Source organism: Acidovorax sp. (assembly GCF_034519795.1).
In the GTDB taxonomy this organism is placed as follows: Bacteria; Pseudomonadota; Gammaproteobacteria; order Burkholderiales; family Burkholderiaceae_C; genus Acidovorax.
Map to the genome: position 1 here is coordinate 48,165 of NZ_JAXHOB010000022.1, position 24,650 is coordinate 72,814.

Annotated in this window: 17 protein-coding genes; 6 read left to right on the forward strand and 11 right to left on the reverse strand. The window is 67.6% G+C overall.

All coding sequences use genetic code 11. The features are described from left to right. Nucleotides 1-14: 14 nt before the first annotated feature. Entirely contained in the window at nucleotides 15-1,268 is a 1,254-nt protein-coding gene (locus U5N23_RS26090) for a DUF418 domain-containing protein (RefSeq protein ID WP_416208671.1), read from the reverse strand. Nucleotides 1,269-1,544: 276 nt separating this feature from the next. On the opposite strand from U5N23_RS26090, the gene U5N23_RS26095 reads away from it, so the two are divergent. Continuing rightward, nucleotides 1,545-1,895 carry an Mpo1-like protein gene (locus U5N23_RS26095; protein ID WP_322595625.1) on the forward strand — a complete coding sequence of 117 codons (351 nt, stop codon included), beginning with the start codon at nucleotides 1,545-1,547 and terminating at the stop codon, nucleotides 1,893-1,895. A 58-nt stretch (nucleotides 1,896-1,953) separates the two neighbouring features. Here U5N23_RS26095 and U5N23_RS26100 read toward each other — a convergent pair whose 3' ends face one another. Beyond that, on the reverse strand, nucleotides 1,954-2,943 hold the full coding sequence (locus U5N23_RS26100) for a tripartite tricarboxylate transporter substrate-binding protein (RefSeq protein ID WP_322595626.1): 990 nt from the start codon (nucleotides 2,941-2,943) through the stop codon (nucleotides 1,954-1,956). A 37-nt stretch (nucleotides 2,944-2,980) separates the two neighbouring features. Then, nucleotides 2,981-4,147 (reverse strand): mandelate racemase/muconate lactonizing enzyme family protein, encoded by a 1,167-nt coding sequence (locus U5N23_RS26105; protein WP_322595627.1) that lies wholly within the window; start codon nucleotides 4,145-4,147, stop codon nucleotides 2,981-2,983. Between the two features lie 127 nt (nucleotides 4,148-4,274). Between U5N23_RS26105 and U5N23_RS26110 the strand changes: the two genes are divergently transcribed. Then, nucleotides 4,275-5,201, forward strand: a complete 927-nt coding sequence (locus tag U5N23_RS26110) for a LysR family transcriptional regulator (protein ID WP_322595628.1) — start codon at nucleotides 4,275-4,277, stop codon at nucleotides 5,199-5,201. 10 nt (nucleotides 5,202-5,211) lie between these two features. On the opposite strand, the gene U5N23_RS26115 is transcribed toward U5N23_RS26110, so the two are convergent. The 4 genes from U5N23_RS26115 to dnaG all read right to left on the reverse strand — a co-directional run bounded on the left by U5N23_RS26115 (nucleotide 5,212) and on the right by dnaG (nucleotide 12,725). After that, the gene (locus U5N23_RS26115) at nucleotides 5,212-6,753 is read right to left on the reverse strand and encodes a methyl-accepting chemotaxis protein (RefSeq protein WP_322595629.1); all 1,542 of its coding nucleotides are present in this window, start codon (nucleotides 6,751-6,753) and stop codon (nucleotides 5,212-5,214) included. A gap of 64 nt (nucleotides 6,754-6,817) precedes the next feature. Next, nucleotides 6,818-7,834 carry a tripartite tricarboxylate transporter substrate binding protein gene (locus U5N23_RS26120; protein WP_322595630.1) on the reverse strand — a complete coding sequence of 339 codons (1,017 nt, stop codon included), beginning with the start codon at nucleotides 7,832-7,834 and terminating at the stop codon, nucleotides 6,818-6,820. A 203-nt stretch (nucleotides 7,835-8,037) separates the two neighbouring features. Continuing rightward, entirely contained in the window at nucleotides 8,038-10,410 is a 2,373-nt protein-coding gene (rpoD, locus tag U5N23_RS26125) for an RNA polymerase sigma factor RpoD (protein WP_322595631.1), read from the reverse strand. 248 nt (nucleotides 10,411-10,658) lie between these two features. Beyond that, nucleotides 10,659-12,725, reverse strand: coding sequence for a DNA primase (gene dnaG, locus U5N23_RS26130; protein WP_322595632.1), 2,067 nt, complete (start codon nucleotides 12,723-12,725; stop codon nucleotides 10,659-10,661). 111 nt (nucleotides 12,726-12,836) lie between these two features. On the opposite strand from dnaG, the gene U5N23_RS26135 reads away from it, so the two are divergent. Continuing rightward, nucleotides 12,837-14,483: an acyl-CoA synthetase gene (locus U5N23_RS26135; RefSeq protein WP_322595633.1), complete on the forward strand. Its 1,647-nt coding sequence runs from the start codon at nucleotides 12,837-12,839 to the stop codon at nucleotides 14,481-14,483. Nucleotides 14,484-14,498: 15 nt separating this feature from the next. Here the strand turns inward: U5N23_RS26135 and U5N23_RS26140 are convergent, their stop codons facing one another. Then, a complete protein-coding gene (locus U5N23_RS26140; RefSeq protein WP_322595634.1) occupies nucleotides 14,499-15,401 on the reverse strand; it encodes a LysR substrate-binding domain-containing protein in 903 nt (300 codons plus the stop codon). A 117-nt stretch (nucleotides 15,402-15,518) separates the two neighbouring features. On the opposite strand from U5N23_RS26140, the gene U5N23_RS26145 reads away from it, so the two are divergent. Beyond that, nucleotides 15,519-16,157 (forward strand): pyridoxamine 5'-phosphate oxidase family protein, encoded by a 639-nt coding sequence (locus U5N23_RS26145; protein ID WP_322595635.1) that lies wholly within the window; start codon nucleotides 15,519-15,521, stop codon nucleotides 16,155-16,157. Nucleotides 16,158-16,193: 36 nt separating this feature from the next. Here U5N23_RS26145 and U5N23_RS26150 read toward each other — a convergent pair whose 3' ends face one another. Beyond that, on the reverse strand, nucleotides 16,194-18,980 hold the full coding sequence (locus U5N23_RS26150) for a di-heme oxidoredictase family protein (protein ID WP_322595636.1): 2,787 nt from the start codon (nucleotides 18,978-18,980) through the stop codon (nucleotides 16,194-16,196). Between the two features lie 435 nt (nucleotides 18,981-19,415). Between U5N23_RS26150 and U5N23_RS26155 the strand changes: the two genes are divergently transcribed. Next, entirely contained in the window at nucleotides 19,416-20,249 is an 834-nt protein-coding gene (locus U5N23_RS26155; protein WP_322595637.1) for an aldo/keto reductase, read from the forward strand. Nucleotides 20,250-20,265: 16 nt separating this feature from the next. Here U5N23_RS26155 and U5N23_RS26160 read toward each other — a convergent pair whose 3' ends face one another. Continuing rightward, nucleotides 20,266-20,952 carry a hypothetical protein gene (locus tag U5N23_RS26160; RefSeq protein WP_322595638.1) on the reverse strand — a complete coding sequence of 229 codons (687 nt, stop codon included), beginning with the start codon at nucleotides 20,950-20,952 and terminating at the stop codon, nucleotides 20,266-20,268. A 196-nt stretch (nucleotides 20,953-21,148) separates the two neighbouring features. Between U5N23_RS26160 and U5N23_RS26165 the strand changes: the two genes are divergently transcribed. After that, a complete protein-coding gene (locus U5N23_RS26165; protein ID WP_322595639.1) occupies nucleotides 21,149-21,898 on the forward strand; it encodes a sulfite exporter TauE/SafE family protein in 750 nt (249 codons plus the stop codon). Nucleotides 21,899-22,758: 860 nt separating this feature from the next. On the opposite strand, the gene U5N23_RS26170 is transcribed toward U5N23_RS26165, so the two are convergent. Continuing rightward, a complete protein-coding gene (locus U5N23_RS26170) occupies nucleotides 22,759-24,558 on the reverse strand; it encodes a gamma-glutamyltransferase family protein (protein WP_322595640.1) in 1,800 nt (599 codons plus the stop codon). Between the last annotated feature and the right edge of the window lie 92 nt (nucleotides 24,559-24,650).

Here is a 24,650-nt window from a genome sequence, read left to right on the forward strand (position 1 = left end):
GCCGCGCATACCGCTCACTCGACCGGGTGGGCGGTGCGCTGCCATGCGGGCCAGCGCAGCAGCGTGAACGCCCGCAGCAGCCACTCCGCCGGCCCGTAGGCGTGCAGCGCCATCCAGCGGCGGCTCTGCACAAGCTGGGCCGCGTACAACGCCAGGCAGCCCAGCAACACCGTCAGCGGCGACACCCGCCCCACCAGCGCCAGGCCGTAGGCGGTGAACACCAGCGCCCCCACCAGGGACTGCAGCAGGTAGTTGGACAGCGCCATGCGGCCTGCGGGCTCCAGCCAGGCGCCCAGTCGGCGGCCTGCAGCGCCGCTCTGCAAGGCCCAGAGCAGTGCCGCGACATAGCTGAAGGTGAGGAAGGGCGCCGTGGCCAGGTCCAGCGCGAGCGCGGCGGCCGACACATGATCGGGTTGGCGGGTGGTGCTGTTCTGCGCTGTGGCATAGACCCAGGCACCCAGGCCGCCCACCGGCAGGCAGCACAGCACCCAGCGGCGCAGGCGTGCCGGCTGCAGCGCAATGGTGGCCAGGTAGCCCGAGCGATGGGCTGCCAACCCCAGCAGGAACATGGCCAGCGCACAGGGCCCCTGCACAAACACCAGCACGAACCAGACGCCATCGGCCATGTCACGCCCGCGCTGGGCAATGGCCGCGATCGCCCCGGAACGGTAGGCCTGTGCGGCCTGCTGTGCCTTGGCGTGGATCTCGGCCAGCGGCCAGTCCATCGGCGGTGCCAGCGACATCAGCCAGGCGAGCAGCCCCCAGCCCGCGGACACCAGCGCCAGCAGCGCCACGGCCATCACCGCCGCCGTGCCCGGTCGCAGTTGGCGCAGCGCCAGCAGCAACAAGCCCAGCAGCGCATAGGTCACCAGGATGTCGCCCGAAAACAGCAACCACGCATGCGCCACCCCCAGCAGCAGGAGCCCCGCCAGGCGCCGCAGCAAGCGCGGCACGAAGGCGCTGCCGGAGCGCTGGGCGGCATCCATCTGCAGGGCAAAGCTGTAGCCGAACAGCAGCGAGAACAAGAGGTAGAACTTGGTCTCGAAGACCAGGCTGATGAACCAGCGCACGGCATGGTCCACGGGCCGCGAGAACGCGGGGTCGGCCACGCCCAGGCCAAAGTAGGTCGAGGCAAAGCTGCCCGCGTTGACGACCAGGATGCCCAGCAGCGCGAAACCGCGCAGGGCGTCGATGGCGTGCTCGCGCGGCGGAGTGCCTGTACCTGCGGCCTGGTGAGCGTGATCTGCGTTCGGTGGGGTCTGCGTCATGGCGAAAAGGGAGACCGTCGCGGTCGTGGTCGCGCGCCGGTACACGGCGCGGGGCGGGGAGGGCATGGCGGAGTGTCCAGGGGGTGTCCCATGCGGCACTCCCACCCTGGCGGCCATGGGCGTATAAAGTGAAGCATAAGAGCGGATAACAAAACTCAGCGAAGCGGTTCTGGCTAGGCGCTGCGCCGCAGGCAGTACGTTAGTACGACAAGGCGCAGCAACGACGCCAGAAGAGTTTTGTTAGCCGCTCTAAGTATTACCCACGGAGACAAGACCATGGACATCAGCGCCCCTGCTGCGGACAAGGCGACGGCCCCCACCGACCCGCGTGCCTTCAAGAGCTTCGCGGAGTTCTACCCTTTCTACCTGACCGAACACAGCAACCGCACCTGCCGGCGCCTGCATTTCGTGGGCTCGACCCTGTCACTCCTGTGCCTGGCCTGGGCGGTAGCCACATGGCAGCCAGCCTTTCTGCTGGTCGGCCTGCTGTGTGGCTACGGCTTCGCGTGGGTCGGGCATTTCGGCTTCGAGAAGAACAAGCCGGCCAGCTTCAAGCGCCCCCTGTACAGCTTCCTGGGGGACTGGGCGATGTACCGGGACATCTGGCTGGGCCGCGTGCCGTTCTGAGAGGCCTGGCAGTCCCGGGTCACCTCGGCGGATGGGGCCTGGAGACCGCTTTCGGCCTTCAGTCCGCAGTGACCCCGGAGTCCTTGATGATCTTGGCCCAACGGATCATTTCGCCCTCCACGTACTTCTTGTGCTCTGCGGGTTCCAGGCGCGCGTCGGTCACGATGCGCACACCCAGTGCCTCCTCGCGCTGGATGAGTTCGGGGTCCTTGAGCGCTGCGCGGATGGCGGCATTCAGCCTGGCCAGCACGGCCGGTGGCGTGCCCTTGGGGGCGTACACGCCATGCCACACCGACATCTCGAAGCCGGCGAGGCCTGCTTCGGCCAGCGTGGGCACCTGGGCAAGCGCGGGCAACGCCATGCGCTGCTTGCTGGTCACGCCAAAGACCTTGACTTTCTTCGCTTCGATCTGGGGCACGGCGTTGGTGGCCTGCTCGCACATCAGGTCCACCTGCCCGCCCATCAGGTCGGTCATGGCAGGTGCCGTGCCCTTGTGGGGCACGAAGACCATCTTCGATTGCAGGCCGGCCTGCAGCACCAGCCCGCACAGGTGGGATGCCGAGCCCACGCCGGCATTGGCGAGGTTGACCTTTCCGTCGTTGGCGCTGATCCATTTGCGGAGGTCGGCAAAGTTGTTGGCCGCCAGGCCGGGCTTTCCGATCAGGGTCGAAGGTGCTTCGTTGATGAGTCCGAGGTACTCGAAGTCTTCCAGCGTCTTGTAGGGCAGCTTCTTGTAGAGCGCGGGTGCCGTGGAGATGCCGATGTGGTGCACCAGCAGGGTGTAGCCATCCGGGGATGCGCGTGCGACGCGTGCCGCGCCGATGGTGCCTCCGGCACCCGCCGTGTTGTCGACGACCACGGTCTGGGCCAAAGGCTTGCGCAGGGCCTCTGCCAGATCACGGGCGATTTTGTCGCTGGGACCGCCAGCGGAAAAGGGGACGACCAGGGTAATTGGCTTGTCCGGAAACTCGGCCCACGCGGTTGTGCTGATGCTGATCGCAACCAGTCCGATAGCTGCGGCTGCAGCCCCTTGCTTCAAAATGCCCATGGTTTGTCTCCTTCAGGTTCTGTTTTTGAGGGGGTGATCAGGCGGACAGTGCCTGCATCTGCGCGTACAGGTCGGCCTTGCCTTCGAAGCCGATGCCCGGCAGGTCGGGCAGCGTGACGTGGCCGTCCACGACCTTCACGCCGTCCGGGAAGCCGCCGAAGGGCTGGAAGAGGTCGGGGTAGGACTCGTTGCCGCCCAGGCCCAGGCCGGCGGCGATGTTCAATGACATCTGGTGCCCGCCGTGCGGGATGCAGCGGCTTGCGGACCAGCCGTGTTCCTTGAGCATGTCCAGCGTGCGCAGGTACTCCACCAGGCCATAGCTCAGCGCGCAGTCGAACTGCAGCCAGTCGCGGTCAGGGCGCATGCCGCCATAGCGGATCAGGTTGCGCGCGTCCTGCATGGAGAACAGGTCTTCACCCGTGGCCATGGGGTTCTGGTAGTAGTTGCGCAAGGTGGCCTGCAGCTCGAAATCGAGTGGGTCACCGGGCTCCTCGTACCAGAACAGGTCGTATTGCGAGAGCGCCTTGGCGTACTGGATGGCGGTGTCCAGGTCGAAGCGGCCATTGGCATCCACGCACAGCTTCTGGCCATCCTGCAGCACTTCCATGATGGAGTCGATGCGGCGCAGGTCTTCGTCGAGCGAGGCGCCGCCGATCTTCTTCTTGACCACGGTGTAGCCGCGGTCGATGTAGCTCTTCATCTCGTCTTTGAGCTTGCCGTGGTCCTGGCCGGGGTAGTAGTAGCCGCCGGCGGCATAGACGAAGATCTTGCGGTTCGGCGTGCCGTTGCCATAGCGGTCGGCCAGCAGCTGGAACAGCGGCTTGCCTTCGATCTTGGCCACGGCGTCCCACACGGCCATGTCGATGGTGCCGATGGCCACGGAGCGCTCGCCGTGGCCGCCCGGCTTCTCGTTGGTGAACATGGCGTTCCAGATTTTGTGCGGATCGAGGTTCTTGCCGCTGTCGTCGATCAGTGATTCGGGATTGGCTTCGAGCACGCGGGGGATGAAGCGCTCGCGCATGAGCTTGCCCTGGCCATAGCGGCCGTTGGAGTTGAAGCCGTAGCCCACCACCGGCTTGCCGTCGCGGATGACGTCGGTGACGACTGCCACCAGGCTCAGCGTCATCTTGCTGAAGTCGATGTAGGCGTTGCGGATGGGTGAACTGATGGGGATGGTCTTCTCTCTGATCTCAACGATTTTCATGCGGTGCTCCGGGGTCGAAACGGGGTGTCACAAGGGGTGACGGGATGGGTATGATCCGCAACCGCGCGGCGTTTGACCAATGCCGTTTTTCTTCTCTTCAGTGCTTTCAGAGCACAGCGGACTTGTTATGAACATCTCCTGGCTGGAGGATTTCCTGGTCCTGGCCGCCGTCGGAAATTTCTCCCGCGCCGCGGAAGATCGCCACATGACGCAACCTGCCTTCGGCCGCCGCGTGCGGGCGCTGGAAGAGTGGCTCGGGGTGGAGCTGTTCGACCGCAGCACGCAGCCGGTCCGGCTCACAGAGGCGGGCCAGTGGTTCCAGGGCGTTGCGCCCGAGCTGCTCGCCGAGGTGGCGCGCCTGCCCGGCGCAGCGCGCGCCGTGGCCGAGGCGAATTCGAAGAGCCTGCGCTTTGCCGCGACCCACGCCCTGTCCCTGACCTTCATGCCGGGCTGGCTGCGCAGCTATGGCGCACACACCATGGCCGGCAGCCTGCAGCTGGAGTCCGACATGCTGCACCGCTGCGAGGCCCTGCTGGCCCAGAGCAAGGTGCAGTTCGTGCTGTGCCATGCCCACGGGCAGGCGCCGAGTCCATTGCACGCGCAGGGCTACCCGTCGGTCTGCGTGGGCGCCGATGTCCTGCAGCCCGTGTGCGCGGCGGGGGCCGATGGCCAGGCGCTGTATGGCCTGGAGCGTGCCGGTGCGACAGCCCCCTTGCTGGCCTACAGCGCGGAGTCAGGGCTGGGCAACATCCTGCACAGGACCATCGATGGCGCGCTCGCAAGGCTCCCGACGCAGACCATCTTCACGGCCCACCTGGCGTCCGTGCTGCGCACGATGGCGCTGGAAGGCCGGGGCATTGCCTGGCTGCCCCAGAGTCTGGTCGGCGAGGATATCGCTGCCGGCAGGCTGGTGGCGGCGGCCGCGCCGCAATGGAACATCCGCGTCGAGATCCGTGTCTACCGCGCCCACGGGCAGATGGGGCCTGCCGCCGAGGCACTGTGGGAGGCGGTGGTGCAGGCGGAGGCGTCAAACCTCCTTGCCACGCGGACCTGACCTCAGCCCCTCAGCGCAGCCGGAACACCGCCACAGCTTCCACCAGTTGGTGCGCCTGGCCGCTCAGGCTGCCGGCAGCGGCGGCGCTTTGCTCCACCAGCGCGGCGTTCTGCTGCGTGGCGTCGTCCATGCGCACGATGGCCTGGGTCACGCGCAGCATGTCGTTGGTCTGTTCGGCACTGGCCTGGCTGATCTCTTCCATCAGCGTGCTCACGCCGCGGATCGACTCGACCACCTCGCCCATGGTGCTGCCGGCGTTGCGCGCCAGGCTGGAGCCTGCTTCCACGCGCTCCACGCTGGTCTGGATCAGCGCCTTGATCTCGCGCGCGGCGCTGGCGCTGCGCGTGGCCAGGCTGCGCACTTCGCTGGCCACCACGGCAAAGCCGCGGCCCTGCTCGCCCGCGCGCGCGGCTTCCACGGCGGCGTTGAGCGCGAGGATGTTGGTCTGGAAGGCGATGCCGTCGATGACGCCGATGATGTCGGCGATCTTGCGCGAGCTTTCCTGGATGCCCTGCACCACCTCGACCATCTGGCCCACCACCTGGCCGCCGCGCTCGGCGACCGAGGCACCGCTGCGGGCGAGTTCGTTGGCCCGCTGGGCGCTTGCCGCGTTGTTCTGCACGGTCTGCTGCAGCTGCTGCATGGAGGACGAGGTTTCGTCCAGTGACGAGGCCTGGTCTTCGGTGCGCATGCTCAGGTCGGTGTTGCCCTGGGCGATCTCGGCGCTGGCGCTGGCCACGCCCTCGGCATTGGCGCGCACGCCGGAGACCACGCGCTCCAGGTTCTCCTGCATGGCCGAGAGGGCCTGCAGCAGGCGCGCGGGTTCGTCATTGCCGTCGATGGCGATGGTGGTCGTCAGGTCGCCTGCGGCCACCTTGTTGGCCAGGGACACGGCCACGCGCAGCGGGCCCACCACCGAGCGCGTGAGCAGCCAGCCGGCAAACACCCCCAGTGCGCTCACCAGCGCCAGTGCCACCAGGCTGCTGACCAGGGCACGGCGCGCATCCTGCGCGGCCTGCTGGGCAATGGCAGCGCTGCTGTCGGCCACCTGGCGGCTGAGTTCGCCCAGCAGCTTGGCCGGGCCCTGGTCGATGTCGGCCACGTCGGCATCGCCGGCCGATGCCACGAAGCCCAGCGACTGGAAAGCCTCGAAACCCTTGCGGTAGCCCTGGGCCATCCGGGTGTGCGCATCGGCGAATTTCTGCAGTGCGGCGCGCTCGGCGCTGTCCACCAGTTGCGGCGCCAGGGCCTTGGCGGCATCGGCCACGCGCTTTTCGCTGGCCTGGAAGGCATTCCAGTGCAGTTCGCGCTTGCGCGAGTCCTCGCCGCGCAGCAGCGTGTTCTTCCACTCCATCACCTGGGTCTTGAACTCGCTCTCCATGCGCGAAACCGCGCGCTCCTGCGCCACGCGCTGCAGCACGGTGGCGTCGTAGGTGCCCAGGGTGCTGTACAGCGCGGCAATGCCGAACAGGGCTGCGCCGATCATCAGCGCCAGCACCAGGCCCAGTGCGCCCGCCATCCGCGTGCCAATGGAATAGTGGGACATTTTCATCAGGAGATCCTAGGTGTCGGCTGCAGGAAGGCGGTGCGGTGCAAGAGCCTCGCGAAGGGAGGTGTCAGGCCTTGAGCTTGAGCAGGTAGACCATCACGCGGGCGGTGGTCAGGTCCAGTTCCATGAACTCGGTGAGGTCTTTGCCCGTGAGCCAGGACGCATCCCATTTGTTGGCTTTCAGGGTGCGCACCCAGGATTCGTGCACGGTGGCGGCTTCCACGGCGCTCACCATCTCGGCCAGGCGGGCGGCTGAGACACCCTTGCCCGTGAACACACCACGCCAGTTGGCCATGACGGCATCGATCCCCTGCTCGCGGAAGGCGGGCAGGCCGAACACGCTGCGCCGGGCCGATACGCCGATGGCGCGCAGCTTGCCGGCCGCAATCGCTTCGCTGAACTCGCTGTAGCCCGACAGGCCCAGGGCGGCCTTGCCGGTGACCAGCGCGTCCACCACCTCGTTGCCGCCCGCAAAGGGGCGGTAGACCAGCGCTTCGGGGCTGGCCTTGGCGGCGCGGGCCAGCACGCCCGCATAGATGTGGTCCACCCCGCCTGCGGAGCCACCGGCCACCGGCAAGGCGGGCAGGTCGGCCTTCATGGCGGCCACCAGGTCCTTGGCTGTGCGGATCGGGGACGATGCGGGCACGGCGGCCACCAGGTAGTCGCTGGTCAGGCGCGCAATGGGCTGGATCTGCGTGAGGTCCACGGCCGGCTTTTGCAGCGCCACGGCGCCCACCATCACCATGCCGCCCATGAGCAGGGTGTTCGCGTCGTTCGCGTATTTCTCGGCGTAGCGGGCCAGGCCGATGGTGCCGCCCTTGCCGCCCACGTTCTCGTACTCCACCTGGTCCACGGCACCCGCGCCCACCAGGGCCGCACCCAGCGCGCGGCCCGTCTGGTCCCAGCCGCCACCCGCGTTGGCGGGGATCACGATGCGCAGCGTGCCCGCCAGCTTGGCGACTTTGGCCGGGGGGCGGGCCTGGGCCAGCACCGTGCCGCCAAACGGGGTGGCCAGCGCGGCGAGCGCAGCCGCGCGGGTCAGCACCTGGCGGCGCCGCGTGTTCATGGGTGTGTGGGCGGTCATGGGTTCTCTCGGTAAGCGAATGTATCCAGTCGCTCATGGTGGGCTCTGAAACTGTCATTCGGCTGTCCAGAGTATCAGGGTATACGCTTGAACGGGTGACACCTGTGGCCGCCACACCACCATGAAAAACGCCCTGCGCCGCGGGTGCGGGGCAGGGCGTCGCGGCGAGAAAGCCCCCTGCAAGGGGGCTTCGCCGGGGGCGCTTACAGCGAATCGATGAAGCTGCGCAGCTTGTCCGAGCGGCTGGGGTGCTTCAACTTGCGCAGCGCCTTGGCTTCGATCTGGCGGATGCGCTCGCGCGTCACATCGAACTGCTTACCCACTTCTTCGAGCGTGTGGTCGGTGGACATCTCGATGCCGAAGCGCATGCGCAGCACCTTGGCTTCGCGCGGCGTGAGGCCGTCCAGGATGTCCTTGACCACGTCGCGCAGGCCGGCCTGCATGGCGGCATCGATGGGAGCGGTGTTGGCGCCGTCCTCGATGAAATCGCCCAGGTGGCTGTCGTCGTCGTCGCCGATGGGGGTTTCCATCGAGATCGGCTCCTTGGCGATCTTCATGATCTTGCGGATCTTCTCTTCCGGGATCTCCATCTTCGCGGCCAGGATGGACGCATCGGGCTCGAAGCCGAACTCCTGCAAGTGCTGGCGGCTGATGCGGTTCATCTTGTTGATCGTCTCGATCATGTGCACCGGGATGCGGATGGTGCGCGCCTGGTCGGCGATCGAGCGCGTGATGGCCTGGCGGATCCACCACGTGGCATAGGTCGAGAACTTGTAGCCGCGGCGGTATTCGAACTTGTCCACGGCCTTCATCAGGCCGATGTTGCCTTCCTGGATCAGGTCCAGGAACTGCAGGCCACGGTTCGTGTACTTCTTGGCGATGGAGATCACGAGGCGCAGGTTGGCCTCGATCATTTCCTTCTTGGCATCGCGCGAGGTGGCTTCGCCCTCGTTCATGCGCTTGTTGATGTCCTTGAGCTCGGTCAGCGGCACGACCACGCGCGACTGCAGGTCCATCAGCTTTTGCTGCAGTTCCTGCACGGGCGGGATGTTGCGCGCCATCACCGTGCTCCAGGGCTTGCCGGCGGCGGCCTGCTTTTCCACCCACTTGAGGTTCAGCAGGTTGGGCGGGAAGTCCTTGATGAAGGTTTCCTGGGGCATGCCGCACTTGTCCACGATGATGCGGCGCAGCTCGCGCTCCTTTTTGCGCACGTCGTCCACCTGGCCGCGCACCATGTCGCACAGCTTCTCGATGGTCTTGGCGGTGAAGCGGATGGTCATCAGCTCTTCCGACAGGGCGTGCTGCGCCTTCACGTAGGCGGGCGTGCCGTAGCCTTCCTTGTCGTAGATCTTGTGGACCTTCTCGAACAGGTCGCGGAGCTTGTCGAAGCGCTCCAGCGCCTGCTTCTTGAGTTCTTCGAGCTTCTTGGTCAGCGCCTTGGAGCCGCCCTTGCCGTCGTCGTCGTCGGCTTCGTCGAATTCGTCGAAGTCTTCTTCGGCCACGTAGTCGTCGGCCTCGTTGGGGTTGGAGAAGCCGTCCACGATGGTGGAGATGACGACCTTGCCTTCGCGGATCTCCTCACCCATGTTGAGGATCTCGGCGATGGTGGCGGGCGATGCGCTGATCGCCTCCATCATGGCCATCAGGCCGCCTTCGATGCGCTTGGCGATCTCGATTTCGCCTTCGCGCGTGAGCAGCTCCACCGTGCCCATTTCGCGCATGTACATGCGCACGGGATCGGTGGTGCGGCCGAATTCGCTGTCCACGGTGGACAGGGCGGCTTCGGCGGCTTCTTCGGCTTCTTCTTCACTGGCGCCTGCAGGGGCGTTGTCGGTGATGATCAGCGCCTCGGCATCAGGCGTCTGCTCGTACACGGCCACGCCCAGGTCGTTCAGCGTGGTGATGACGGCTTCGAGCGTTTCGGCATCGACCAGCTTGTCGGGCAAGTGGTCGGAGATTTCGACGTGCGTGAGGTAGCCGCGCGTCTTGCCCAGCTTGATCAGGGTTTTCAGGCGCGAGCGGCGCTTGGCCAGGTCTTCTTCGGTCAGGACGGTCTCGTCCAGGCCGAATTCCTTCATCAAGGCCCGTTCCTTGGCCTTGCTGATCTTCATGCGCAGCGGCTTGACCTTCTCGGCCGTGGGCGTGGCTTCGGCCTCGACCTCGACTTCACCTTCCAGGTCGGATTCGATGTCCGACAGGTCGGCATCGTCGCTGCTCTCCTCGGCACCGCCAGCGGCTGCCTTGGGCTTGCGGCCACGCTTGGCGGGCACCTTGGCCTCGGCCGTGGCAGCGCCTGCGGCCTTGGCGGGGCGGCCAGGGCGCTTCTTGGGGGCCTCTTCGCCGTCTGCCTCGACGGCAGCCTTGGCGCGGGTTTTCTTGAGTTCTTCGGGGGCTTCCGTCTTCTCGGCAGACTTGTTCACAGGCACTGTTTTCACTTTCTTGGCGGCAGGGGCGGGCGCGGCGGCGGCTTTGGAGGCTGCGGCCTTGGCCGGACCCTTGGCCGCAGTTTTGGAGACAGCCTTCGCGGCGGTTGCTGGTGCGGACTTGGATGGCTTCGCGGACTTTTGAGCGGGCATGAACAACCTCAGAATCAAAAACGGACACAAAGAAAACGCAAGCGCCACAGGTCCCGGCGCGGGTGGCACTGCAAAAGCCGTGCTTTTGCAGCTCGAGGGGTATCCCTCAGGGGCAAGATGTCTGGGCGAACATTTGGTGTGCAGTCCTTGCGATGGGTGGGCGGTTGTGCGCGTTTGTCACGGTGGCCCGGCTCGGAGGTGCTGCTGTCGCTCTTGCCTAACCCTACATTATACCATTTGGAGCGATTTCAAGCCGCCTTGACGGTTGCGCCCAATAAAACAACGCGTTTTTGCTCCAGAACGCGGTAGCGCTCCAGGGCCGAGGGGTCCTTGGCCGCCTGCAGGACCAGCACTTTCTGCTGTTCCTTGATGTCTTCGATGAGCATCCGGTTCAATAGATCCCGCAGTTCCAGCCGCAGTTCCGCCAGTTCGCCCTCGGTCTGGGCATGGGCGCCGGTCATCACCTTGACGGCCAATTCCTCGCATTCATGCTCGCGCAGGCCCTCGCGCAGCACGGCCCAGGCCTGCGGGCCGTGCTCGTGGAATTGCCCTTCCAGCCAGGTGAACAGCGGCCCGTGGGGGGCAGGCTGGGCGCACAGGGCGGCGTGGTCGTCGTGCGTGAGCTCTTCGAGAAAGCCCATGTGCGACAGCAGCAGGCGGGCAGCATGGTCCGCGCGGCCCATGGCGGGGGTGCGCGGCAGGCGCGGCTGGGGCGGCCAGGGGGAGTCCTTGTCCTTTTTCTTCCACTTGCCGCCGGTGTTGACCCAGCCGCCCCCACCCTTGCGCAAGGGCGGCTTGCCATGGCCGGTTCCGCCATTTCCACCGCCGCTGTAGCCGCCATCGCCCTGGCCCTGGTACCCGCCGCCCACGTAATCGGGCTCATGCGGGGGGTGCCAGCCGTCCAGGTCGGGCGGGGCGCCACCCCAGGGGGGCTCATCGGCATACGGGTTGGCGGCTTCCTGCGTGCGCGCCGGGCGCTGCTGGGGCGCCGGTGGGGGGGCAGGAGCGCGGGCGCCACCGGGGTTCCACAACTCGGACAGGTCGCGGGCGTTCAACTGCGTCAGTTCGGCCAGCTCGCCCAGCAACTGGCGCTTGAGCACGCCGTCGGGCAGCGCCGTCCACAGCGGGCGGGCGTTGCTGGCCATGTGGGCGCGGCCCTCGGCGGTGCCCAGGTCGCAGCCGTCGCTGGCCGATTCGACCAGGAAGCGGCTCAGGGGAACGGCCTCGCTCACATGCCTGGCAAAGGCATCGGTGCCGTTGGCGCGGATGAAGCTGTCCGGGTCGTGCTCGGCCGGCAGGAACAAAAACTTGATGCTGCGCGTGTCCGTGGCGTGGGGCAGGGCGCCGTCGAGCGCCTTGCGCGCGGCACGCCGGCCGGCGTTGTCGCCATCGAAGCTGAACACCACCGATTCGGTGAAGCGCAGCAGCTTTTGCACATGCTCGGGCGTACAGGCCGTGCCCAGCGTGGCCACGGCGTTCGGAAAACCCAGCTGCGCCAGCGCCACCACGTCCATGTAGCCCTCGGTCACCAGGGCATAGCCGTGCTCGCGGATGGCGGTGCGCGCCTCGAACAGGCCGTAGAGCTCGCGCCCCTTGTGGAACACCGGGGTTTCGGGCGAATTGAGGTACTTGGGCTTGTCGTCGCCCAGCACGCGCCCGCCAAAGCCGATGCACTCGCCCTTGACGTTGCGGATGGGGAACATCACCCGGTCGCGAAAGCGGTCATAGCGCTTGTCCTGCCCGTCCTCGCCCACGATGACCAGGCCGCTTTCCTCCAGCAGCGGGTCGTCGTAGTGCGGGAACACGCTGGCCAGGCTGCGCCAGCCCTCGGGCGCATAGCCCAGGCCGTAGCGCTTGGCCACCGCACCCGAGACGCCCCGGCCCTTGAAGTAGGCAATGGCGCGCTGCGACTCGCGCAACTGGCGGCGGTAGGCGTCGCCGGCTTTTTCCAGCACGTCGGTCAGCGTGGCCTGCTTCTGGCGGGCCGCAGCGGCACGCTCCTTGTCCTGCTGGGAGATGTCGTCGTCGGGTACTTGCAGCCCGACCTGCTGGGCCAGGTCCTGCACCGCCTCGACGAAGCCCATGCCCGCATGGTCCATGAGAAAGCCGATGGCATTGCCGTTCTTGCCGCAGCCAAAGCAGTGGTAGAACTGCTTGGAGGGGCTGACGCTGAAGGACGGCGACTTTTCCCCGTGGAAGGGGCACAGCCCCATGAAATTGGCCCCACCCTTCTTCAACTGGACGTAGCGACCCACGATCTCGACCACGTCGGTGCGGGCAAGCAGTTCCTGGATGAATGACTGGGGGATGGACACCGGGGCATTTTCCTCTATCCCCGGCCGAGGCCCGGGTTCGCCCGCAGATCCCCGCAACAACCCTGCGTTGTAATAGGGCGGTTCATCGTCCCTGCGAAGGAAACCCCTGCCATGTCCCACATGTTCGACCAGCACCTGGACCGCAACCCGGCCAACTTCGCGCCGCTGTCGCCCCTGTCCTTCATCGAACGCACGGCCGAGGTCTACCCGGACCGCCTGGCCATCGTCCATGGCGAATTGCGCCAGTCCTGGGGCCAGACCTATGCGCGCTGCCGCCAACTGGCCAGCAGCCTGAACCGCGCCGGCATAGCCAAGAACGACACCGTGGCCGTGCTGCTGCCCAACACCCCGCCCATGGTGGAGGCGCATTTCGGCGTGCCCATGGCCGGTGCCGTGCTCAACGCCATCAACACCCGGCTGGACCCCGAAACCATCGCCTTCATGCTCGACCATGGCGAGGCCCGCGCCGTCATCGTCGATCCGGAATTCACCGGCACCCTGGCCAAGGCCCTGGCGCTGCGCCAATCCCAGGCGCCGCTGCGGGTGCTCACGGTGCAGGACGCCGTGTTCGGCCCGGCCGTGCAGGACCTGGGCGGTACCGACTACGACGCCTTCGTGGCCGCAGGCGACGCGCAGCACGCCTGGGAGCTGCCTGCCGACGAGTGGGATGCCATCGCCCTGAACTACACCAGCGGCACCACCGGCAACCCCAAGGGCGTGGTCTACCACCACCGGGGCGCGGCCACCAATGCCATCAGCAACGTGCTGGAGTGGGACATGCCCAAGGGGGCCATCTACCTGTGGACGCTGCCCATGTTCCACTGCAATGGCTGGTGTTTTCCGTGGACGGTGGCGGCACGCGCGGGCGTCAACGTCTGCCTGCGCCGGGTAGAGGCGCAGGCCATCTTCGACGCCATGCGCCAGCACGGCGTCACGCACTACTGCGGCGCGCCCATCGTGCACGGCATGCTGGTCAATGCGCCCGAGACCATGAAGGCCGGCGTGCCCGCCGGCATCCAGGCCATGGTGGCGGGTGCCGCGCCGCCCGCGTCGATGATCGAGGGCATGGAAAAGATGGGCTTCGACCTGACCCACGTCTACGGCCTGACAGAGGTGTACGGCCCTGCCACCGTGTGCGCGAAACACGGGGCCTGGGATGCGCTGGACATTGGCGAGCGCGCCCGCCTGAACGCCCGCCAGGGTGTGCGCTACCACCTGGAGCGCGACGTGCGCGTGCTCGACCCCGCAACCCTGCAGCCCGTGTCGCAGGACGGCGAGACCATGGGCGAGATCATGTTCAAGGGCAATATCGTGATGAAGGGCTACCTCAAGAACCCCCGGGCCACTGACGAGGCCTTTGCCGGCGGCTGGTTCCACAGCGGCGACCTGGCCGTGCAGTACCCCGACGGCTACATCAAGATCAAGGACCGCAGCAAGGACATCATCATCTCGGGCGGCGAGAACATCTCCTCCATCGAGGTGGAAGACGTGCTCTACCGCCACCCCGCCGTGCTGGCTGCCGCCGTCGTCGCCCGGCCCGACCCCAAGTGGGGCGAGACCCCCTGCGCCTTCGTCGAGCTCAAGGCCGGCGCCACGCTCACGCCCGAGGACATCGTGGCCCACTGCAAGCAGCACCTGGCCGGCTTCAAGGTGCCGCGCGCCGTGGTGTTTGGCGAGCTGCCCAAGACCAGCACGGGCAAGATCCAGAAGTTCGAGCTGCGCAAGCAGGCGGGGTCGGCCGGCGCGATCGACGTCTGAGACTCCCGGCCGTTGTCACGCGGCGGCGGTGCTGTCCGCCAGTTGCGCCAGCAGCCACTGCGCAAAGCACTGCGCCTCGGGTGCCGCGTCGGGCGCCAGGCCGTAGTAGTGGCGCGTGAGCGGCAGGCGCAGGGCGGGCAGGGGGCACACCAGGCGGCCGGCCGCCAGGTCGTGTGCCACCAGGGAGGCCGGTGCCAGCGCAAAGCCCAGGCCATCGAGTGCGGCCTGCAGCACGAAGTGCAGGTGGTCGAACTGCAGCCGGCTGGCGGGCCGCAGGCGCGGCGCGCCCACCTGGCGCTTCCAGTGGTCCCAGTCGTCGGGGCGCGAGCGTGACCAGAGCAGCACATGCGCGGCCAGCGCGCGGGGCTCGGCTACCGGGGTGCTCGTGAACAGCGCGGGCGTGCCGACGATCAGCGCCTCGTCCTGCAAGAACGGCTGCACGGCGATGGACGCCGGCCAGCCCGAATTGCGGCCGCGGCGGATCGCCACATCGAAATGCTCGCTGGCCTGATCGGGCGAGACGGTGCTGGTGACCACCTGGGGCGCTATGCCCGGGAACTGGGCCACGAAATCCGGAAGGCGCGGAATCACCCAGCGCACCGCGAACGAAGGCCGCACGTTGATGGTGACGGTGCGTGCGGGTGCAGCGCCGTCCATCAACGCATGTGCGGCTGCGCCGATCTGTTCCAGCGCAGGTGCCACCTCGGCAAAGAAGCGCTGCCCTTCGGGTGTGAGCGACACCTGCCGCACGCGCCGCTCGAACAGCGCTACTCCAAGGAACTCCTCAAGTGCCTTGACCTGCCGGCTGATGGCACCATGCGTCACGAACAGCTCGGCCGCCGCCAGTGTGAAGCTCTGGTGGCGCGCGGCCGCCGCAAAGGCGCGTACGGCATTGAGCGGGGGCAGGCGGGGTGTCATGTGTGCGATTTTCTCACGCATGGCGGGCCGTAAACTCGTTTGTCGCTGGCGGTGCGGCGCTGCACCATGGCGGCCATGCCCCCCGCGAAACCCGCTTCTTCACTTACGGAACCCGCCATGACCGCCGACCTTGCCATCGCCGATACCGGCCACACCATCGAGACCCTTGCCCAGCTCGAAGCCCTGTTCGGCACGCCTGGCGAGGCCTCGCTGAGCAAGGAGGTGCCGTATGTGCACCCTTCGTACCGCGCCATGATCGAGGCGTCGCCCTTTGCCGTGCTGGCCACCACCGGCCCGGGCGGGCTCGATGCCTCGCCACGCGGCGACCCACCGGGCTTCGTGCAGGTGCTGGACGAGCGCACCCTGCTGCTGCCCGAGCGGCGCGGCAACAACCGCGTGGACAGCCTGCGCAACATCGTGGCCGACCCGCGCGTGGCGCTGCTGTTCCTGATCCCCGGCGTGGGCGAGACCTTGCGCGTCAACGGCCGTGCCAGCATCACCACGGCGCCCGCGCTGATGGAGCGCTTCGTGGTCGGCGGCCAGCCGCCCAAGTGCGTGATCCGCATCGCGGTGGACACGGTGTACTTCCAGTGCGCGCGCGCCATCCTGCGCTCGCGCCTGTGGGAGGCCGCCGAGCCCGGGGCGCCCCGGCCCGTGCCCACGCCCGGCGCCATCCTCTCGGCCATCAGCCAGAGCTTCGATGGCGCGGCCTACGACCAGGCGCTGCCCGAGCGGCAGCGCACGACCCTGTATTGAGCGGCAGGAGCGGGCAGGGCGCCCGCTCCAGGCCGATCACAGCGACCGCAGGAAGGCCAGCAGCGCTTCGCGGTCCGCCGTGGGCAGCGCCTCGAAGCGGCGGCGTGCCGCATCGGCCTCGCCGCCATGCCAGAGCACCGCTTCGGTCAGCGAGCGGGCGCGGCCGTCGTGCAGGTAGCCCACCTTGGCGGCCTGGCCTGCGCCCATCACCTTCTCGGTATAGCCGATGCCCCACAGCGGCGCCGTGCGCCACAGCGCGCCCGTGGCCTGGCCCTGCGCGAAGTTGTCGGCCAGCTCGGCGCCCATGTCGTGCAGCAGCAGATCGGTGTAGGGGCGGATGGTCTGGTCGCGCAGCTCGGCGAACAGGTGGCCCGAACCGGTCTTCATCTCGGCCGTATGGCAGGCCACGCAACGCAGGCTGTCGAACAGCCTGGCGCCCAGGGTGACCTGCTGGGGGTTCACGCGGTGCTCGTCCAGCGGCGCCACGCCCTTGGGGAAGCCGCTGGCCTGGCTGCGCTGGGCCGGCACGGCCACCAGGGCCAGGTAGTTGGAGATCGAGGCCAGGTCGGCCTCGGTGATGCCTGGCTTGCGCACGCCTGTCGCGCAGGCGGTGGGGCCGTAGTTGCAGTCACGCGAGGGGTAGACGCTGGACGTGACCGACATGTCCTGCAGCAGCGCCGTGGAGGCCTGCTGGCGCAGCGTGGCCTTGGACGCCTTCCAACCGAAGCGGCCCAGGCGCACCACGCCGCTCTCGGGGTCGTACACATAGTTGGGCACGCCCTTCACGCCATCGGCATCCGGCACGGTGCGTGCGCGGGCCAGGATGTCGGCCTCGGGCACGGCTTCGAGCAGGCCCATGCCGATCATGGGTGGCGCCGCACGCAGCGAGTGCACGGCGGGCACCGGGCCGTCGAAGCCGAGCACGGGCTTGCGCAGCTCCACCACAGTGCCATCGGCCAGGCGCACATTGCGCGTCTCGAACCGGGCCACGCGCACGCTGTTGCCCCAGTCCTGCGCTTCGCCGGTGGCGGCGCGGGCGTTCATCTGCAGCACGCTGCCGTAGCGCGGATGCGGTTGCTGCTGGCCGGCATCGCCCAGGCTCGCGGTCTGCAGCGACATGCTGTCCAGGCGCTGGTTGACCTGCATGGGCGCAGGGCTGCGGCCGTTGTTCACGTGGCAGGCCACGCAGGCCGACTGGTTGAAGTGCGTGCCCTGCAGCTTGGCGGCCGGCATGTAGGGGTCGTTGCCCGGCTCGCTGTGGGCACCGGTGTCGAAGTTGGTGTGGATCAGCCGGCGCCCCTCGACGAAGCGCTGCATGTTCTGCATGCCCACGTTGTTGAACGGCTGCTGGAACATCGAGGCGCCATTGTCCGAGTAGTTGTACGAGACCGAGCCCGTGCCGCCCGACAGCGTGATCGCCGGCAGCGGCGCCGAGTTCAGCCGCGGCTGCACGCCATACCAGGGCACGAGGCCGGTGCCCACCACGTACAGCCACTCGGCCGAGTAGTAGCGGATGCCGCCGCTGTCGCCCTTGGACGACATGGACTCGCGTGTGCTGAACATGGCGGGGGAGACCTCGATGGCATCGCCGGCCACCAGGGCGCGCGAGGGCATGTTGGTGCCGTTGGGCAGGCCATCGGCGCCCAGGCCGCCGTGGCCCGGGTAGTCCTTGATGCGCAGGGTGCAGGGGCCGTTGATGCCATCGGGGCTGGCCAGGCGGCCATTGGCCGGGTAGGGCGTGGGTGCGCAGACCTTGACGTTGCGGTCCACCAGCTCGCCCGGGTTCATCCAGCCATAGCCGGTGACGCCGGGCCGGTCGAAGGCGCGAAAGAACGCCGTGTCGCCCGGCAGAAAGTCCACCGTGGTGTAGCGGTTGACCACCAGCGTGGGCTTGGTCACGCCCGCCACGCGGCTGTTGTCGATGATTTCCATGCCCCAGGTGCGGTTCTGGAAATACTGCGTCACGAAGGTCAGGTGGGCGCCGGGGCCCTTGTCCACCGGGGCGCCCGTGACCGGGTCCACCGTGTCATTGGGGCCGAAGCCGATCTCGTTCCACTCTTCACCCCGCTCGCGGCCGTGGCGGCCCAGGGCGCGTGCGCCGAAGCGCGTCACCAGCGTGCCATCGGCCAGGCGGAACTGGGTCAGCTCGGCGGCCTCGGGTGCGGCGGGCAAGGGTGCCAGCCCCTGGCCATTGGCCGGGTAGCGCCAGGCCGAGGTCGCGCCCACGCCCTGGGTGTTGTCGGTGCCCGGCGTCTTGAACTCCACCTCGAACAGCGAGTAGCCGTATCCGCCGGCCCGCGCCACGCCCTGCAGGCGGATGTAGCGCGCGCTCATGCCCAGGTTCAGGAACTCCTCGGTGCCGCCCTTGCCGTTGGTGACGTAGCGGATCTGCGTCCAGGTGCTCCCGTCCTGCGAGACCTGCAGCGCGTATTCCTTTCCGTAGGAGCGCTCCCAGACCAGCTTCATGTAGCCCACGTCGACCTTGGCGCCGAAGTCGAACTGGATCCAGGCATCGTCCACGAAGGTGCTGCCCCAGCGGCTGCCGAGGTTGCCGTCGATGGCGGCTGGGGCCGCCATGCCGGGGTTTTCCACTGCGGAAGAGGTCGCCGTCACGGGCTTGATGGCCACGCCCGGCTGGGTGGGCGCTGCAGCCGCCACCTGGTAGGCAGACTTCTGCTGCACGTAGACGACGTTGGACGAAGACTGTGAAGCCTCCTGCCCACTGCCGCCGCTGTCCGGGCTGCCTCCACCGCAGGCGGCCAGGCCCAGCGCCAATGCGCCCAGGGCACCCCAGCGCGCACTGCGGTGCGCGCGTTTGCTCATCGTGTATTGCATGTTTTTCCCACCCCGCATCCGTGTGCGTTTGTTGTGGGCAAATCATACGCATGCAGTCCATCGCGCCGTCTACCGCAGTTGCGTGGCCGCCTCAGTTAATTTGCGTTAATTAATTGCAAAACGTGTGCAGACGTATCTGCCAAGGGCGCGTTTATAGGCCATGTTCATCCGCGCATGGCTTGGCCTGTGGTGCTCCCTGTTTTGGGGCGGTTGCATATGGATGCACTTTGGTGGGCGCCATGGAAATATTTCATTTGGCAGCCAACCGGGTCAATGGCAAGTGGCCGCGCTGGTGGCTGCAGTCTCTTCGACTGGCGCCATTGGACGCGGGTGTGCAGCAAATTGGCATGCGTGCGAAGATGCCTTGCAAAGCCGCATGCAGCGGATCGAACCTTCCAACTGCCAGACGCCAGGAACCCAGAAATGACCCAGTCGCATCCTTCCCTCGCACTCCACGATGGCCGCTCCATCCCCCAGCTCGGCCTGGGCGTGTGGCGCACCCCGGCCGATGCAACCGCACAGGCCGTGAAGGCGGCGCTCGCATCAGGCTATCGGCACATAGACACGGCCGCCATCTACGGCAACGAAGCGGGTGTGGGCGAGGGCCTGCGCGCCAGCGGCGTGGCACGCGAAGAGGTGTTCATCACCACCAAGCTGTGGAACGCCGAGCAGGGCTTCGACACCACGCTGCGCGCCTTCGATGCCAGCATGCAGTTGCTTGGCCTCGACGTGCTCGACCTGTACCTGATCCACTGGCCGAACCCTTCGCGCGATCTGTACGTGGACACCTGGCGCGCCTTCGTGCGCCTGCAGTCCGAAGGGCGGGTGCGTTCCATCGGTGTTTCCAACTTCGAGCCCGAGCACATCGACCGCCTGGTGCAGGAGACCGGTGCCAAGCCCGTGCTCAACCAGATCGAGCTGCACCCGCGTTTTCAGCAGCGCCGGCTGCGCGACTACCACGCCGCGCACGGCATCGCCACGCAGGCCTGGAGCCCGCTGGGCCAGGGCCAGTTGCTGGAGGATGCGGGCATCCAGGCCATCGCTGCCAAACACGGCAAGACGCCGGCCCAGGTCGTCGTGCGCTGGCACATCGAGGTGGGCAACGTCGTGATCCCCAAGTCGGTCAACCCCGGCCGCATTGCCGAGAACGCCGGTGTCTTCGACTTCGCGCTGGATGCACAGGACATGGCGGCCATTGCCCAACTGGACCAGGCCGAAGGGCGCATCGGGCCGGACCCGCTGACTGCGGCGTTCTGAGCGCGCAGCGGGGCAGTTACGGCACGGTTTCTGCCTCGCGTTCTTTCCTGGCGGATGCCGAGCGCAGCTTGCGCTCGTAGCCGTCCATCTCCTTGAACGCGACGATCTCGCGCCTGCGGTACTTGGCGTACTCGGTCATGAAGGTCTGCGTGTCCGCATACGGGCCGGCGATATGACCGGGCCGCTTGGAGTCGGCAAAGAACCAGGTCTGGCCATCGCGCTGGAACGAGGCCACCCAGTGGCGGCGCAGGGTGTTGCCGCGGATGGCGACCGGGTTGAATTCGATCATCACGTAGACGGGGCGCGAGGCCGGGTCCACGGCGCGCAGCGTCTCCACGGCAAAGCGCGACAGGTCCACGCACACGCCCCGGGGCTGGGCAAAGAACGCTGCCGGCTCGTGGATCGGCATGCGCCCGCTGCGGCTGCGCTGGGTTTCGGACAACTGCATGGCGCGCTGCAGGTCGTACTCGAAGCGTGCACCGATGAAGGCGTTCACCTCTGCTGGGCTGCGCCAGCGCTGCAGGGCCTCGGCGTAGCTTGCCGGCGCATCGGCCAGGGCCATGGTGGTGCGGCCCGGCTCCGGTGCGTCCGATGCGGGGTCGGCGGCGCTGGCGGTGTCAGCCAGGGAAGGCCGGGCGCTGCAGCCTGCCGCGAGGCTGGCGACAAGGCCGGATGCGGCAATGGCAAACATTCTTCGTTGCATGGCAGGTATTCTCGGCTCGTTGGGCACGATGGAGTGGAGCCCCGGGCGAAAGGTTCCTGGGCGGCGTCGACGCCATGGCGGTTGGAACTGGGTATGCGGAAATCGCATGGGTGAATGGCATTCTATGGACCGAACACAATCCAGGGATGCAGGTGCCCCGCGGAATGGGGCCAGGCAACAACCACAGGGACAGGCAATGGATTCGTCGGTGTTCGTGATCGTGGCGCTGGGTGCGGCGGCGGCAGGCTTTGTACAGGGGCTCTCGGGCTTTGGCTTTGGCTTGACGGCGATGTCGCTCTGGGCCTGGACGCTGGAGCCGCGCCTGGCAGCGGTGCTGGTGGTCGCCGGCTCGCTCACGGGCCAGGTGCTCGCGGCGTTCTCGGTGCGCCGGGGCTTCGACAAGCTGCGGCTGCTGCCCTTCGTGCTGGGCGGGCTGGCGGGCATCCCCATCGGCGTGGCGCTGCTGCCGCGGCTGGACATGGACGCTTTCAAGCTGGTGCTGGGCACGCTGCTGGTGCTGTGGTGCCCGGCCATGCTGATGGCCCCACAGCTGCCGCGCATCGCACGCGGCGGCCGCCTGGCCGATGCGGTGGTGGGCATGGCGGGCGGGGTGATGGGTGGCATCGGCGGCTTCACCGGCGTGCTGCCCACGCTGTGGTGCACCCTGCGCGGCTGGGACAAGGACGCGCAGCGCGCCGTGGTCCAGAACTTCAACCTGGCCATGCTGCTGGTGACCATGCTGGCCTACCTGGCCACGGGCATGGTCACGGCGCCCATGCAGCCCTACCTGGCCGTGGCGCTGCCGGCCATGCTGGTGCCCGTTCTGCTGGGCGCGCGGCTGTACCACGGGATCAGCGAGGCGCGCTTTCGCCAGATCGTGCTGGGCATGCTCACGCTGTCGGGCGTGGCGATGCTGGCTTCGGCGCTGCCCAGGTTGGGGGGATGACGCACACGGCCAGGACGTGCCGGTGAAGGCCGGGTCTCTGCCCGTTCCCGTGCTGGGGTGCGTTGTCGGTGGTTGCTGTGTGCCTGCGTTAAAGGCGGAGGCCGGGATGTGCGCCCGGCGGCGCACCTACCTTCTTTTGCGTCGCCAAAAGAAGGTAGGCCAAGAAAAGGCGACCCCGCTGCCCGTGTCCCCACTCGCCTGGCGGCGAGTGGGGCAGCCTGCGATGCTCGGTCCTGGGGTGACGCCGAAGAACTCCCTGCGCTGCCTCTGCGAGGCAGCTGCGGTCAAACAGCTTCGGCGAGCCAGATGACGATGCGCGTGTCCTTCGGCACGCGCTCACCCCAGGCCCTGCGCTTCTCGGCACGGTCAGAAGGGGGTGGGAGCGGGCTCCACTCGGGCCATTGCTTCGCTCGGCCCGGGGTCCTTCGCTGCGCTCGGCTCGCCAGGGCGGCTGCGCCCAAGCGTCGGCAGCGCGAAGCGCGTACCCGACCCCAGGCGCTGCTGCGAAGCAGCAGCCGTCCGTGACCCCGCTCCCACCCCTTCTGGCTGCGCCGAGAAGCGCAGGAGTTGGGGTGGGCGTGTGTGCCGAAGGACACACACGCTTCGTGATCTGGCTTGCCGATGCTGTTTGAGCGAAGTTCACCCGCAGGGGGAACGCAGCGAGTTCATCGGCACCACCCCAGCTCCGAGCATCGCAGGTTGCCCGCAGCGAAGCGGAGGGACGCAGACTGCGGGGCGCTGTTTCTTTGCCTACTTTCTTTTTTGCGCAAAAAGAAAGTAGGTGCACCGCCGGGCGCACATCCCGGCTCCCGCCCCTCAAACAGGCAAGCCGCGTGATTCCAGACATACCAAAGAACAGATCAGTCCCCCATCACCACACCTTCACGCCGCGGATCCGCCCCCCCAAACCACAGCTTCTTCCCATGCGCATGCCCCCGCGTGATGGCCTGCAACCCACTGGTCATGTTCATCTCCCGCACCTCGGCCCCCCGCGCCCGCAGGGTCTGCACCGTGAGTGAAGGAAAACGCTTTTCCTCCAGCAGCGAGGGTCCGTTCATCGAGCCGAAGTTGGGCAGATTGATCGCCTGCTGCGGCATCAAACCCCAGTTGAACACGCCATACAACGTCTTGGCCGTGTAATGGATGATGGCCGCCCCACCCGGGCTGCCGCCACTCATCAGCAACTCGCCCGTGGCCTTGTCGAATACCAGGGTGGGCGACATGGAAGAGCGCGGCCGCTTGCCCGGCTGCACGCGGTTGGCGATCGGCTGGCCCTGCGCGTCGGTGGGCGCGAAGCTGAAATCGGTGAGTTCGTTGTTGAGCAAAAAGCCCTTGACCATCTGCCGCGCGCCGAACTGGTCCTCGATGGTGGTGGTCATGGCCACCGCATTGCCCAGGGCATCGACGATGCTGATGTGGCTGGTGCCGTACTCGGGCTGGTCGGGCATGGGCGCGTAGCTGGTGGCCACGGCACCGGGCTTGCCGGGCTGGGCGAGCTTGAGGCTCTGCGTGCCGATGAGCTTGGCGCGTTCTGCCAGGTAGGCCGGGGCGATCAGGCTGCTCCAGCTGCCCGCGGGCGGTTGCACGAAGTCGGGGTCGGCCACGTACAGGGCCCGGTCGGCAAACGCCAGGCGCGCGGCATCGGTGTACAGGTGCAGCCAGTCGGCCGTGGGCAGGCCGTCTTCGAGCGGCATGGCGGCGGCATCGGTGTTCCGGAGGATGCCCAGGATCTGCGCGATGGCGATGGCGCCCGAGCTCGGTGGTGGAAAGCCGCACATCCGGTAGGTCTTGCTCGCCACCGGGTAGTCGTGGCACAGGGGCTCGCGCTTCTTGGGCTGGTAGCCGGCCAGGTCGGCCAGGCTGAGCTTGCCGGGGTTCGTAGGGTGCTTTTGCACCTTGTCGACGATGGCCTGGGCGATATCGCCCTCGTGCAAGGCCTTGCTGCCTTCGGCGGCGATGCGGCGCAGCACGGTGGCCAGCTCGGGGTTGCGCAGATTGAAGCCCACGTCGCGCGCATCGCCATCGGGCTTGTAGAAGTAGGCTGCCGCCACCGGGTCCTTCTTGAGGTGGGCATCGGCCTTGGCCAGGGTGTTCAGCCGCGCGCTGACCTTGAAGCCGCCTTCGGCCAGCGTGATGGCGGGCTGGAACAGCGTGGCCCAGGGCAGTTTGCCATGCTCCTTGTGGGCCAGCTCCAGCATGCGCACGGTGCCGGGGACGCCGACCGAGCGGCCACCCACCACGCCGTCGTAAAAGGGCACGGGCTTGCCGTCCGCGCCGAGAAACAGCTTCTCATCGGCGGCGGCCGGCGCCGTTTCGCGGCCGTCATAGGCCTGCACCTTCTGGCCGGTGCTGTGCAGCAGGAAGGCGCCGCCGCCGATGCCGCTCGATTGCGGCTCCACCAGCGTCAGCACCATCTGCACGGCAATCGCCGCATCCAGGGCCGAGCCGCCGGCCTTGAGGATCTGGTAGCCGGCATCGGTGGCCAGCGGATTGGCGGCGGCCACGGCGAACTTCTCGGTGGCCCAGCCGGGCTTTTCGGTGTAGCCCGACGAGCCTTCGGGCTGGGCAGGCACCGTGTATTCGAACCGGGGCGCACTGGTGCAACCGGCCAGCAGCGCGGCCAGGGCCAGCAGGGTCAGGGTGGGATTCGTCTTGCGCATCACTTCTCTCCGAGGGGCTGGAATACGGGCCATGGTAAGGCGCATGCCTGGCGGCAGCGTGTCTTTTTTACAGGATGCTACAAGCGCCCGAA